A 13411-nucleotide genomic window follows, 5' to 3' on the forward strand; every position below is an offset into this window, starting at 1 on the left:
CCGCCGCGAGCCGTCGTCGCCACGCCTCGCCTCGCCCGCGATCAGTTCTCTTCGCGCAGGCCCCAAGGAGAGCCGTACGCGGTGAGGAGGTCCAGGAAGGGGCGTGGGGGCAGAGCTTCCGGACCGAGGACACCCTTGCCGGACCAGTCGCCGGTGGACAGCAGTTCCAGGGCGACGACCGGGTTGACAGCCGTCTGCCAGAGGACGGCCTGCGAGCCGTACTCGCGCATCGACCACTGGTTGTCGACCACGTGGTACAGGTACACCTCTCGCGGCGCCCCGTCCTTGGTGCCCTTGACCCATGTGCCGGCACAGGTCTTGCCCGTCATCCGCTCCCCCAGTCCGGCCGGATCGGGGAGGCAGGCGGCGACGACGTCGCGCGGGGAGACGCGTACGGGCCCGTCCTCGCCAGGCACCGTCACCCTGGCCGTAGCGTCCAGTCCCAGCTCGTGGAGCATCTTCAACTTGGCGATGAAGTCGTCACCGAGGCCGTACTTGAACGTGACACGGCGCGCGTCCACCCAGCGAGGGATCAGCAGAACCTCTTCGTGTTCGACGTTGACGCACTCCACCGGACCGATGCCCTCGGGGAAGTCGAAGACCTCGGGCTCGCTGAACGGGGCGGTGGTGAACCAGCCGCGGTCCCTTTCGTAGACCACCGGAGGGTTGAGGCACTCCTCGATGGTCGTCCAGATGCTGAAGGACGGTGCGAAGCCGTAGCCCTCGACCGTCAGGTTCGCGCCGTCGCGGACACCGATCTCCTCGATGTCGTCGAAGAGTTCGTCCGCCGCGTACCGGGCGAAGACGTCGGACAGTCCGGGCTCGACACCCATGCCGACCAGCGCCAGCCGTCCGGCCTCCTCCCAGCGCCGGGCCAGGACGAACTGTTCGTCGCCGAGCTTCACACCGCACTCCTCGTAGGGACGCGGGACGTGCGGAGCGGACAGCGACATCGCCATGTCCAGGTAGTGCGCCCCGGCCTCCAGAGCCGCGATGAAGAGCGGCATCACGTACCGGGGGTCGGTGGCGTTGAGGAGCACGTCGCACCGTTCCTCGAGGAGGATCCGGCGGACCGCGTCGCAGTCCGAGGCATCCACCCGCCGTGCGCCGAACCGGGCACCGCGCTCCCCCAGCGCCGCGACCGCGGCTTCGGCACGGGAGAGGTCGTAGTCGGCGACGATCATGTGGGTGAGGAAGTCGCGGCGAGCCGCGATCCGGGTGACGGCCGTCCCCACGCCACCGGCGCCCACGAGAAGTACGCGCATGTCACACACCTTTCGTTCCGGGAGGCGAGCGCCTCCGGACGGGGTCGATGCAACGCGACGCGGGACTGTAAGGTCAACCGCGTTGGCATAAGGGCCGGAGGCGAGTCGGCGTGCAGGCGGTGTGCAGGCGGCGTCCGGGCGGCCGGAGGAGGATGCGGCGGAGATGGCGAAGCAAGTCGTGCCGGAGGCCGCGCGTCAGCGGCGGCGGCGTACGCGCGGCGGCACCGTGCTGTCCGAGGAGATCATCGTGCGCACCGCTCTGCGTGTGCTGCGCGAGCACGGCAGCACCGGACTCACGGCACGCCGTCTGGGGGCGGCACTCGGCGCCGATCCGAGCACTCTGTACCGCTATTTCGCGGGCATGGACGATCTCGCCCGGGCCATCGGGGACGAGCTGATGGGACGGGCCCTGGGCAGCTGGGCGCCCACCGGTGACTGGCGCGCGGACCTGCGTGCTCTGGGCCGGGCCATCCACGCCTCCTACCTCGCCCACCCACAGGCCGCCGTCCTCACCGCCAGCCGGGTCACCGGCAGACCGCGCGAGATCGCGGTGGACGAGACCATCCTCGGCATCCTGCGCGGTGCCGGGCTGCCCGACCCGGTGGCGGTCGGCGTGTACCACGTGTTCATCGACCAGAGTCTCGCCTTCGCCGCGCTCGACGCCGGGTCCCTCGCGCTGGCGGACGAGGCTCGTACGAGGGACGAGGAGATGTGGCAGTCCACGTACGCGCGCCTGCCCGCCGCTTCTCATCCCCACATCGCCGCCACCGCCCATCTCCTCGCCCGGCGCATGCCGCACAGCGCCTTCCCGGCCGCCCTGGAGATGCTGCTGGAGCACATAGAGCTGCAGCTGTCCCGCGTCGGGGCGTGACGTCGGCGGCTTCGGCCACCAGGGCATGACGTCGGCTCATCGGCGCGCCGTGCAGAGGGGGTTGGTGTCCCGGTGGGACGCGTCCCGGGGCTACGCGCGTAAATTCTCCGCGCCGACTCCTTGCCGACCGCCCCGCACCCCGGAATACTCTCGTATTGAACTTGTCAGGAGCATGCCTAGCCAGCCGGCCAGGCGAACTCCCGTGCCGCTGTCGTACCTGCTGACCGACCTCCCCACCCCCAGGAGGAACGCGTGCGGATCAGGACGTCCAACACCACAACACCCGCCGGACCGATCGCCACGGAGTCCCTCCTGTCGGCGGCGGCAGCGCTCACGACACAGACCACCGAGCATCCCGGGCGCCGCCCGGACGGTGGCCCCCACCTCCGGATCCGGCCCCCCACCATGGCCACGGCGGCACCGCCCGAGCCCTGAACGCCACCGCCGACCGCAAGCAGCCAGACCTTCACGGCCTCGCCCCCACCAACCCGTGCGCCGGGCCCGCCGGTTCGGGCGTTGCCCCGCTCGCCGGCTCCACGGCGAGCGGGGCAACGCCCGCCAGCGGCAGTGACACCTGCACCTCGGACAGCACCGCCCCGCTCCAGGTCATGACCGAGGTGCCGAGCCCGCACGGCGTCACCATGCACTGACGCTCAGCTGATCATGCCCTGACAGCACGCACACCGGTCCCCCGCGATCCGTCGCACGCCCACCGCCCCTCAGCACGGCGGCCCTTCACGTTCGACTTGCCCACACCCCAGGCATGGCCAGGACGCGCACGTCCTCGCGCGGTCCTGTCATGAGCACGACGTTCCAGTCACCGCCTGCTGCCCCACCCCTGGCAGCCGGCTCCTGCCCCGGGAGGTTTCGTGAGACCCATCAAGTCCCTGACAGCTCTCGCCACACTGTGTTTCGCCACGCTGCTCAGCCTGACCCTGGCCGTTCCCGCACAGGCCGCCGGACCGGTCTACGTCGCGCTGGGGGACTCCTACTCCGCCGGCAACGGCGCCGGGAACTATGACAGTGCCAGCGGTGGCTGCCACCGCAGCTTCAACGCCTACCCGTACCTGTGGAAGAACGCCCACGCCCCCTCGGCGTTCGCCGACACCTCCTGCTCGGGGGCGGTGACCACGGATGTGACCAACTCCCAGCTCGGCCCCCTGAACTCCACCACCACACTGGTCTCCCTCACCATCGGCGGCAACGACGCGGGCTTCTCCGACGTCATGACCACCTGCGTCACCGGCTCCGACACCGACTGCGTCAACCGGGTCAACCAGGCCGAGAGCTACGCCCAGAACACGCTTCCCGCCCGCCTCGACGCCACCTACAACGCGATCCATGCCAAGGCCCCCAATGCCAAGGTGGTCGTTCTGGGGTACCCGCACGTGTACACGCTCGGCGTCTTCTGCGTCGGGCTCAGCGACACGAAGCACCGCAAGATCGACGAGGCCGCGGACGTCCTCGACAGCGTCATCTCCGGCCGGGCGACGGCCCACGGCTTCGTCTTCGGTGACGTCCGCTCCACCTTCAACGGCCACGAGCTGTGCTCCGGGGACGACTGGCTGCACTCCCTGGTGATCTCCCCGAGCTGGGAGTCCTACCACCCCACCGCCACCGGCCACGCCTCCGGCTACTACCCCGTCCTCAACGCCAAGAGCTGACCCATCCCTTGACCCACCGACACCTGGCAGGGCCCCCGTCCCCACAACTGCCCGCGGACAGGGGTCCTGCCTCGTCCATGCCGACCGCGCGGGAACGGCATGAGAGGGGTGCTCATCGGCACGGCGGCAGAAGCCACAAAGTGCTCAGGCGCAATGCACGATGACGGCCGCCGCGACGCCCGGATGCCGCTCGCCCGGACTCCGGGCTCTCTCCACTGCGAGCCGCTCCGAGGCGGGCAGGTCGCGTAGGGTTCCGGTCATGACTGTGCTGCGCGGGGCCTCCCTCATCCTCCGCCCCACCGTCCGTGACGACATCCATGCCTTGGCCGCCATCCGGGCCACACCTGAAGTGCGTGCACGCTGGAGAGGCGGAGACGATCTCGAGGCAGAGATCGCAGCCGATCTGGAGGACCCCGGTACCCGGTCCCTGACCATCGATCAGGGAGAGCGGGTCATCGGCATGATCCAGTGGTACGCCGAGGACGAGCCGGACTACCGGCACGCCGGCATCGATCTCTTCCTCGATCCCAGGGTGCACGGCAGGGGTCTGGGCACCGAGGCCGTGCGGACTCTGGCCTGCCATCTCGTCGATGCCCACGGCTATCACCGTTTGATCATCGACCCGGCAGCGGACAACACCGCGGCGATCCGCTGCTACACCAAGGTCGGCTTCCGGCCGGTCGGCATCATGCGGCAGTACGAGCGCGGCCCGGACGGCACCTGGCACGACGGCCTCCTGATGGACCTCCTGGCCACCGAACTGGTACGTGGCGAAGGCCTGCTCAACCCTTCGCAGGGCTGAGCAGGCCTGTGCGTGGCCGCAACCGGTCGGATCGGTCGTCAGGCGGTCGCCGCCGCGAAGATGTGGATCACGCCGCCGTTCGTCGTGGCGGGCAGCGTCACACTCGCGAGCCGCTTGCCCGGCTGCAGCGCGATGGGCGCGGTGGCGAAGACGTCCGTGGCCACCGGGTCCTTGCCGCCACCCTGCACGTCGCGGTAGGCGGTGGTGATGGCGACCGTGTTGCCGAAGGAGGGCTTCTGCGAACCGCCGCCGAGCGTCCAGTCGCTGAAGCCGATCTGGGCCTGCTGGGTCGTGCCGTCGGTGTAGGTGAGCGTCACCGTGCCGCTCGCCGCCCCTTCCGCCGCGCTGCCCAGGAAACTCAGCTTCGTGGCGCCCGCGTCCGCCGGTACGGCGAGCACCTGACCGCCTCCGACGACCTCGATGTTGTCGGGGTCACCGGCGGCGGCCCCGGGCCAGGTGAAGGTGAAGCCGCCGGAGGAGACGGAACCGCCCGGTTCCACGCCGGCGGCGGCGAGCGCGGTGGCCGAGTAACTCCAGCCCTCACCGTCGAAGTTGGCCTGCGGGTCGGTGTCGTCCGCCGAGATTCCGTTGCTGTTGACGTTCCACAGCATGCTGTTCCTCGCGGCGACGGTCACCGCCGCCGACGTCTTCGGCAGCGCCGCACCCGACGACGACGTGAACGTCACCGGGATGGTGTAGAAGCCCTCCTTGGTCCCGGCGGCGGCCGAGACGGACACCTTCGCGCCGGCGGAGCCACCACCCGGCACCGTGAAGTCGCCCTGGGAGGGCGTCACCGTGATGCCCGCCGGGGGTGTGGCGCTCCAGTGGACCTCGGTGTCCTTGTCCTGGAGCGCCTGCACCTTGACCGTCGCGGTGGCGGAGTCACCACCGGGTTCCGCCTTGAGCTCGGAGGGGGTGAGCCCGGTGAAGAACTTCACTCCGCCGCCCGGGAACGACGGCGGGGCATCGGCCTTGGCGCCGCCCCAGGAGGTGTTGGGCTCGGCGCCGAGGGTGTAGTCCAGGGTGCCGCCGTGGGTGACGAACGAGGCGGGGACCCAGGGCTTGTCGGACTTCCTGCCGTTGGTCTTCAGGCTCTGGATGTAGATGTTGTCCGCCGACGCCGCGGGCGCGTCGACCGTGATGGTCCTGTGGTTGCCGGTGTGGACCACGGCGCGCGGGAACAGCGGCGCCGAGAGCACCATGTCGGCGCGGCCGGGCACCTGCGGGTACATGCCCAGCGCCGAGAAGACGTACCAGGACGACATCGTCCCTGCGTCGTCGTTGCCGGGGATACCGCCGGGGGTGTCGTTCCACAGCCGGTCCATCTCCGCGCGGACCGTCTCCTGCGTCTTGTACGGCGTTCCCAGGTAGTCGTACAGATAAGGCGCGTTGATGTCGGGCTCGTTGGTCGGGTCGTAGCGCGTGCCGTCCTCGGCGGAGAAGTCGAAGGCACCGTCCGGGGTGCGGAAGAAGGAGTCGAGGCGGGCGACGGCCGCCTCGTCGCCGCCCATGGCACTGGCGAGTCCCGCCACGTCGGAGTAGACCATCCAGGTGTAGCGGGCGCTGGTTCCCTCGACGAATCCGCTGCCGGTGCCCGGGGTGAACGTCCCCGCCCAGGTGCCGTCGGCCTTCCGGTCACGGATGTAGCCGCCCCGCGGTGTGGCGTCGGGGTCGAAGACGTTGGTCCAGTTGCCGGAGCGGTCGAGGAACTTCTTCTCGGTGGCGTGGTCCCCGATCTGGCCGGCGAGCGAGGAGAGGGCGAAGTCGGCCGCCGCGTCCTCCAGCGTCTCGGCGGCGCCGCCCCAGCAGTGGCAGCCGTCGGACGGTACGTAACCGAGAGTCAGGTACTTGTCGAGCGCGGGGCGTTGCCCCACACACTCCACGTTGCAGCCCGCGCTGTCGGAGTCGTTCGCCGTGGGCACGGTCGCGGCGGTGACCAGCGACTTCAGGGCGCCCTTCACGTCGAAGTCATGCCCGCCGAAGGCGTAGACACTGGCGAGCGCCGGGTCGGAGGGGTCGCCCGACATGACGCTGGTCTTGCCGTTCTCCAGCAGCCAGCGGTCCCACTCGCCGCCCCTCTGCTGCGCGTAGTTGAACAGGGACTGCGCGTAGTCGCTGCCGGCCTTCGGGTTCAACAGGGTCATCAGCTGCACCTGGGCGCGGTACTGGTCCCAGCCGGAGAAGGTGCCGTACTGCGCCTTCTGCCCCTTGGCCAGCCTGTGCGGCTTGCGGTCGGCGCCGAGGTAACGGCCGTCGACGTCGCTGGTGAGGGTCGGCTCCAGCATCGAGTGGTAGAGCGCGGTGTAGAAGGTGGTGCGCTGGGCTTCGCTGCCGCCGCTCACCTCGATCTTGCTCAGTTCCTTCTTCCAGGCCGCCTTCGCCTGGGACTCGACGGCACCGAAGGTCTTGGCCGGCGGGTTCTCCGCGCGGAGGTTTGCCTCCGCGTTCTGCGGGCTGACGTAGGAGATGGCCACCTTCGCCTGGACGTCGGTGGTGCCCGCCGGGAAGGTGACGTAGGCCCCTGAGCCCTTTCCGGCGACCGGGTTTCCGGACGAACCGATGCCCGTGCCGCCCTCGGCGGAGGTGGAGTCCGGGCGCAGGTTTCCGTCCGTCCAGGTGCCGACCTTGGCGAACGGTGTGTCGAAGTGCGCGGTGAAGTAGAGCGTGTAGAGGTCCTTGCGGTTGTTCGCGCTCTGCGGTCCGCAGAAGTTGCCGGCGCTGACCGAACCGGTCACGGTCCTGTCGGCGGCGTTCACCTGGACGTCGGCGGCGGTGCTGCCGCTCTCGGAGTTGGACGTCCGGAACAGCATGCTGGCGGGCTTGCCGGCGGGGAAGCCGAAGCGGCCCGAGCCGGTGCGGGGGGTGGCGGTCAGCTCGGCGGAGGCGCCGCTGTCCAGTCGCACCTTGTAGTAGCCGGCGGAGGCCTCCTCGTCGGCGTGGGAGAAGGTGGCGGCGTACGTGGAGTCGGTGGTGTCGGCCGTGGGCGAGGAGTCCACGTCGCCCACGTACGGCATGATCGGGATGTCGCCGTTGGCGCCGGAGCATCCGACGCCGTTGAGGTGCGTGAGGCTGAAGCCCCGGATCTTCGTCGCGTTGTACTGGTAACCGCCCGGAGCGGGGGTCGAGGCCTGGTTGCCGCGGGAGTTCTGCGGACTCCACGCCAGCATGCCGAACGGCCGGACGGCGCCGGGATAGGTGTTGCCCGCGTTGGACGAGCCGATCAGCGGGTCGACGTAGGAGACCGGGTCCTTGACCTCGCCGCGGCCCGCTGCCGCCGAGGCCGGCGTGACGGTCATGGCCGTCGCGGCGGCCACCAGGGCGGCCGTCGCGACGGCACCGAGAGCTCGCCGTCTCCGACGGGACCGGTTCCCCACATGAGTCTGACGTATCGATGAGCCTGGCACGGCTCCCGCCTTTCTTGCCTGACGGTATGTCAAGACGCTTCGGACACAGGCGCGTCCGCTTCCCGCCCGGACTGCCGACAACGTTGTCAGTGAACCGGGAGGATGCTCCCTCCGTAGTCGGGTGGTGTCAAGGGTGTCGGTGATCCCGGCGTGGCGGGCGCCGTGCGGACCGCCACGTACCGTCCGCACGCGGGCGACCCGAACGGCCGTACGGAGGCGGGCCGCACACGGGTGCGGCCCGGGCGTGGTGTGCGGGGCACCGGTCGGCGGTCCGGTGCCCCGCACACGGGGACGCGGTGAGGGTTACGGCGCCCCGAAGGTCAGCACCAGTTGCGGCGTGTTCTCCGCGGCCGGTGCCTCGCTGGACCACAGCCACAGCGCGTCCGTCCCGGTGCTCGTGAGCGCCAGGTCGTAGGCGCCCCCCAGGGCCGGGGAGAGTGCCGCGGTGTCGAGCGTCGCCGAGTAGACCGTCGACAGGTCGGTGGCCCCGCTCAGGGTGCCGACGACGGCGGAGGACACGGCGGGCCTGGAGGCGTAGGTGGTTCCCGTCTCCGTCCAGCTTCCGGTGACCGGCCGCACGGAGATGTCGTCCGTGCTGCCCGCGCTGCTCAGCGTGGTGGTCTTCACCGCCAGCCGCGCGCTCTTGAGCACCGTCCCGGCCGGGGCGGCCGGCAGGTCGAAGCGCAGATACGACTCGTACGCCGAGCTGCCGCGGACCGCCAGCGAGGTGGAGGTGCCGTAATTGGTCCCGGTGGCACCGGCGTTGACGTAGGTGTCGTCCGAGGCTCGAACGGTCTGCACGCTGTCGGCCGGAGCCGATGCCGCGGTGTAGTGGCTCTGCACCTGGGCCGCGCTCAGGGCCGACGGGTAGATCGCGGTCTCGTCGATCTGGCCGGCGAAGTAGTTGCTGGAGGGCTGGTTCGGCCAGGCGTTGAGGTTGTCGCCGCCGACGTGCCAGTAACCGCTGTAGTTCTGGTTGTTCGTCTCGGCGAGCGTGCCGACCTGGCTGCCGTCCACGTACAGCGCCATCCCGGAGGCGCCCTGGGTGGCGACGACATGGTGCCACGCGCCGTCGTTGTAGCCGGCCGGCGAGGTGATGATGCGGGCGGTGCCCGTCCACACGCCGAAGACCAGCCGGCCGTCGTTGCGCATGTAGATGTGCTTGTCGTAGTTGCTGCTCGCGCGCGTGGTGTTGTTGCCGAAGCCGACGAGCTTGCCGCCCCGGTCGGTGGTGGTCTTGAACCAGGTCTCGATCGAGTACCCGCTCGGCACCGTGGTGCGCTTGTCGCTGTAGACCTGCTGGTCGGTGCCATCGAAGCCGATGGCGGTGGACGGACCGGTCACGGCCGCCGGGGTCTGGCGCAGCGAGGGCCCGTTGAGGTGGATGCCGCTCTGGTCGCCGGGTGAGGTGTCGCCGACGAACGGGGTCGTGGACTCGTCGTAGCGCCAGTAAAGCGTCGCGCCGTCGTCGAGCACCTGGGCGGCGTACTTCTGGGCGGAGGCCGGCACCGTCACCGTCGCCGAGGACGACAGCGCCGAGGTGTTGCCCGCGCCGTCGGTGGCGGTCACCCGGTAGGTGTAGGTGGAGCCGGCGCTGACGTTCGTGTCGGTGAACGACAGCTGCGGGCGCGACCACTCCACGGAGTCGCCGTCCACGGTGTACACGGGCGTGGCACCGCCGTTGCGGTAGACCTTGTACGTCAGCTTGGTGTCGTCGGTGTCGAGACTGGCCCGCCAGCGGACGTGGGCCTCGGTCGGCTTCACGGACTCGGCGCTGACGGAGGGCACCGACGGGGCGCCGGTGTCAGGGGAGGCCGCGAAGTGGGTGAGGCCCTGGGCCGGCGAGCCGTTGACGGTGGTGAACTCGCCGCCGACCCACATGTACTTGTTGTCGGAGGTCTCGGAGACCACCATGGCGCGCGGGCCGATGCCCTCGCCCAGACCGTCGTTGGTGTCCGGGAACCAGCCCAGCTTGCTGGTCCCGGTCGTCGGCTCCGCGAGCAGGTGGTGGCGGCGCCCGTCGGGGAACTCCCCGACGCTGGAGCAGTCGTGGGCGTGCGAGGCGCTGTAGAGCACGCCCTGGTAGGACTTGACGGCCTGGGTGGCTCCGAGGCAGGTGTCGCGCCACCGCTGGTCGAGCGTGGACAGGTCGAGGGCGATACGGCCGTCGAAGACGCCCCCGCCGGTGCCCTCGTTTCCGGTGTAGAAGCCCGTGGCGTCGGTGTCGATCGACTTGACCACGGAGTTGTTCTCGATGAATCCGGGATAGGTGCGGACGTTGGCTCCGGTGGTCGCGTCGACGACGGCCAGGGCGTGCGAGTTCGCGCCGTTGACGGTGAAGAAGTCGCCGCCGAGGGCGACGTTCTTGCCGTCCGGGGTGACCGCGAGGGCACGGCCGGGCTCGTCGACGTCGGCCTGGAACGGCTTGACCGCGCCGCTGGTGGCGTCGACCGCCGCGTACCGCGCGTGCGCGCTGCCGCCGACGGAGGAGAAGTCGCCGCCGAGGTACACCGTGTCGTCGGTGACGGCGAGCGCCCGCACGGTGGCGGAGACGCTCGGGTGGAAGCCGGCCTTGGGTGTGCAGGTGGCGATGTCGATGGCGGCGAGGCTGCTGACCTGCGTGCCGTTGACGGCGCTGAAGTAACCGCCCGCGTACAGCGTCTCCTTGTCCGGCGAGACGGCGAGCGCCCGCACGGTCGCGGTGCCGCTGCCGATGGTGAAGGACAGCTTGCATGACGTGGGCTCGCCGGTCGCCGCGTCCAGCGCGACGAAGTTCACCGCGTTCTGGGCGGTGCCGCTTCCTCCCTCGGGCGGGCGCACCTGCGAGAAGGTGCCACCCGCGAAAACGGTGCCGTGTGCCTCCGCCAGGGCCCACACGATGCCGTTGGTCTGCCAGGTGGGCAGGTCGTCGGCGGTGAAGGCGACGGGCGGGGTCAGTGCGGCGGCCGGCTGCGGCAGGGCCACCAGGCCCAGGCCGGCCGCGGTGGACAGGACGAGGGCGGCGCTCAGCCGCCTGGATCTTCTCATGTACCCCCCCGGCTCCGGGGTCCGGTCACGGACCCCTGCCTCGACGAGCCCGCCGGTCTTCCCCGGATCCGAACGGGCTCGCATGCATGTTTTGTTGTTCCGCGAACCATACGAGTACATGACACGCCATGCAGCACACTTGACTCATCTGGGTGGGAATTTCGGTGCGTTGGGCGGGGCGTCACCGCATGCGTCCCGCGCGTACCGCATCCCGGTCGTCGCACGGAGCCCACCGGCCCGGCGCCACGACGCTCCGACGGGGCGGCGATCACGAACGAAGCCGCCCGTACGGCGCGGTTCGCCGCACAACGGGCGGCGGGCGCACTAGAGTTCGCACCGAAGGCCACCGGCGCCCGCGGAGGACACCCATGACGGATCACACCGCTCGTCCGACGCGCGCCCACCGAAGGCCGCCGGGCGGCCGCCGGCGCACCGCACTCGGCACCCTGGCCGGGCTGGTACTGATCGCACTGATCGCGGGCACCGGGCTGGCCCTCGACCGCACGGACACCGCACCCGGCACCCGGCGCACGAGTGCCGCCGCGCTTCCTTTCGACCTGCCGAGCCCCCACGTGCTGCGCGACAGCCCGCATCTGGTGTTCGCGCACTACTTCCCCCCGTATCCGCTCTCCCTCGACAACCAGCCCGCGGAGGACGACTACTACGCCCGCAACTACCTCACACCGCGGGGCGAGCAGGGCAGGCACGCCTCCTACGGCGGGCTGCTGCGCGACCGGCCGCTGCCCGTGCCGCCGGCCGACGGCGACTGGCAACTGGCCAATCTGGAACGGGAGGTGAGGACCGCCCGGGACGCCGGGCTGGACGGGTTCACCGTCGACATCCTCTCCCTGACCGGCGTCAACCGTGAGCGCGTCGACCTGCTCCTGCAGGCGGCGCACCGCGTCGACCCGGGCTTCCGGATCGTGCTGATGCCGGACATGGCGTCCCTGCACACCGACCCGGGCACCCTCGGCGACCAGCTGGCCCTGCTCGCCGCGTCGCCGTCCGCGTACCGGCTGGGCGACGGGCGACTCGTGGTCTCCCCGTTCAAGGCCGAGGCCCAGGACCCGGCTTGGTGGAGCCAGGTCATGGCGCGGCTGCGCGACCACGGCATCGCCACCGCCCTCGTCCCGGTCTTCCTGGACTTCCGCGCCAATGCCGAGCGGTTCGCACCGATCAGCCACGCCTTCTCCTCCTGGGGCAACCGCAGCTACACCCGCCAGAACAACGTTCCCGGCGACATCCGACTCGCCCACTCCCTGGGCAAGAAGTGGATGCAGGCCGTGTCCGTGCAGGACGCCCGGCCCGACCAGGGCGTCTACGACGAGGCCGGCAACACCGCCACCCTGCGCTCCACCTGGAACCACGCGATCTCCGACGGCGCCGACTGGGTGCAGCTCACCACCTGGAACGACTACTCGGAGGGCAGCCAGTTCGCCCCCTCGCTGCACAACGGCCACACCTACCTGGACATCTCCTCCTACTACCTCACCCGGTTCAAGACCGGGACCTGGCCGCGGATCGTCCGCGACACCGTGTACGTCACCTCCCGTGTCCAGTTCACGGACACCGGGGCAGCCTCGCTCCAGCCGCAGCTGATGCGCCCGCGTCCGGGCACCGCTCCCCCGCGCGACCAGGTGGAGCTGCTCACCTTCCTGACCGCGCCCGCCACCGTCGCCGCGCGGGTGGGCACCACACCTCACACCTACCGGGCTCCCGTCGGCGTGCACGCCCAGCACCTGCCCCTGGATTCCGGCCGCACCGAGGTCGTGGTCCGCCGCGCGGGGGGCACCGTCGCCGCCGTCACGACCCGCTTTCCGGTACGGCGCACGGTCACCGTGCAGGACCTCCAGTACTACGCGGTCTCCAGCCGCCGGTAGTGTCCCCGGCCCCGTATCCGGTCGGCGGCCTTCTGCGGGCGACCGGACCCGCGACACTGGTCCCGCACAGCAGTGGATGCCGAGTGGGGCTGCATGGCGGGCGAGGACCATGAGATGCCGGGGATGGGACTCACCGAGGCCGTCCAGGCGCCGCGTGCCGAGCTGCTCGCCGCTCAGCGCGATCGGAGCCACCAGGACATCCAGTTCCCCGTCCAGAGCATCACGATCGAGCTGAAGGTGGCCGCCACACGGTCGGCGGACGGCAGGGCGGGCTTCAACCGCACGATCTCGCGACGGCAGCAGGCCCCCAGGGCCGGCTGCTCGTCTGGACGCTCCCTTCCATGTCGGCACAAAGGGCCCACGCGGCTGGGAATCGACCGGGAGGGATACGTCTGGACCATGAGCCGGTCCGGTTCGGCGTCCATGGCGAGGCCCTCGGCCAGTTGACGGCGGTGTCCCGCGACCGCCTGGTCACCGCGGGCCGCGACGGCGTCGGCT

10 protein-coding genes are annotated in these 13411 nt (G+C 70.6%); 6 read left to right on the plus strand and 4 right to left on the minus strand.

Annotation, left to right across the window (positions count from 1 at the left end):
* Positions 1-41: 41 nt before the first annotated feature.
* A complete protein-coding gene (locus tag R2S09_RS14185; RefSeq protein WP_316741358.1) occupies positions 42-1265 on the minus strand; it encodes a saccharopine dehydrogenase C-terminal domain-containing protein in 1224 nt (407 codons plus the stop codon).
* Between the two features lie 163 nt (positions 1266-1428).
* Between R2S09_RS14185 and R2S09_RS14190 the strand changes: the two genes are divergently transcribed.
* Positions 1429-2136 (plus strand): TetR/AcrR family transcriptional regulator, encoded by a 708-nt coding sequence (locus R2S09_RS14190; RefSeq protein WP_306189612.1) that lies wholly within the window; start codon positions 1429-1431, stop codon positions 2134-2136.
* Positions 2137-2388: 252 nt separating this feature from the next.
* A complete protein-coding gene (locus tag R2S09_RS14195) occupies positions 2389-2571 on the plus strand; it encodes a hypothetical protein (protein ID WP_306189613.1) in 183 nt (60 codons plus the stop codon).
* Between the two features lie 31 nt (positions 2572-2602).
* Here R2S09_RS14195 and R2S09_RS14200 read toward each other — a convergent pair whose 3' ends face one another.
* Positions 2603-2779 carry a hypothetical protein gene (locus tag R2S09_RS14200; protein WP_306189614.1) on the minus strand — a complete coding sequence of 59 codons (177 nt, stop codon included), beginning with the start codon at positions 2777-2779 and terminating at the stop codon, positions 2603-2605.
* A gap of 226 nt (positions 2780-3005) precedes the next feature.
* Here R2S09_RS14200 and R2S09_RS14205 point away from each other — a divergent pair, with 226 nt between their 5' ends.
* Both R2S09_RS14205 and R2S09_RS14210 read left to right on the plus strand, forming a co-directional pair.
* A complete protein-coding gene (locus R2S09_RS14205; RefSeq protein ID WP_372337738.1) occupies positions 3006-3800 on the plus strand; it encodes an SGNH/GDSL hydrolase family protein in 795 nt (264 codons plus the stop codon).
* Between the two features lie 259 nt (positions 3801-4059).
* Positions 4060-4602 (plus strand): GNAT family N-acetyltransferase, encoded by a 543-nt coding sequence (locus tag R2S09_RS14210; protein WP_306189615.1) that lies wholly within the window; start codon positions 4060-4062, stop codon positions 4600-4602.
* A gap of 38 nt (positions 4603-4640) precedes the next feature.
* Here R2S09_RS14210 and R2S09_RS14215 read toward each other — a convergent pair whose 3' ends face one another.
* Positions 4641-7898, minus strand: a complete 3258-nt coding sequence (locus R2S09_RS14215; protein ID WP_316741455.1) for a GH92 family glycosyl hydrolase — start codon at positions 7896-7898, stop codon at positions 4641-4643.
* 411 nt (positions 7899-8309) lie between these two features.
* Positions 8310-11033 (minus strand): LamG-like jellyroll fold domain-containing protein, encoded by a 2724-nt coding sequence (locus R2S09_RS14220; RefSeq protein WP_306189616.1) that lies wholly within the window; start codon positions 11031-11033, stop codon positions 8310-8312.
* A gap of 368 nt (positions 11034-11401) precedes the next feature.
* Here R2S09_RS14220 and R2S09_RS14225 point away from each other — a divergent pair, with 368 nt between their 5' ends.
* Both R2S09_RS14225 and R2S09_RS14230 read left to right on the plus strand, forming a co-directional pair.
* Positions 11402-12913 carry a glycoside hydrolase family 71 protein gene (locus R2S09_RS14225; RefSeq protein WP_316741360.1) on the plus strand — a complete coding sequence of 504 codons (1512 nt, stop codon included), beginning with the start codon at positions 11402-11404 and terminating at the stop codon, positions 12911-12913.
* 123 nt (positions 12914-13036) lie between these two features.
* Positions 13037-13360, plus strand: coding sequence for a trypco2 family protein (locus tag R2S09_RS14230; protein WP_306189618.1), 324 nt, complete (start codon positions 13037-13039; stop codon positions 13358-13360).
* Positions 13361-13411 lie beyond the last annotated feature (51 nt).

This window comes from Streptomyces sp. MK7 (assembly GCF_032658145.1).
Classification (GTDB): domain Bacteria; phylum Actinomycetota; class Actinomycetes; order Streptomycetales; family Streptomycetaceae; genus Streptomyces; species Streptomyces spiralis.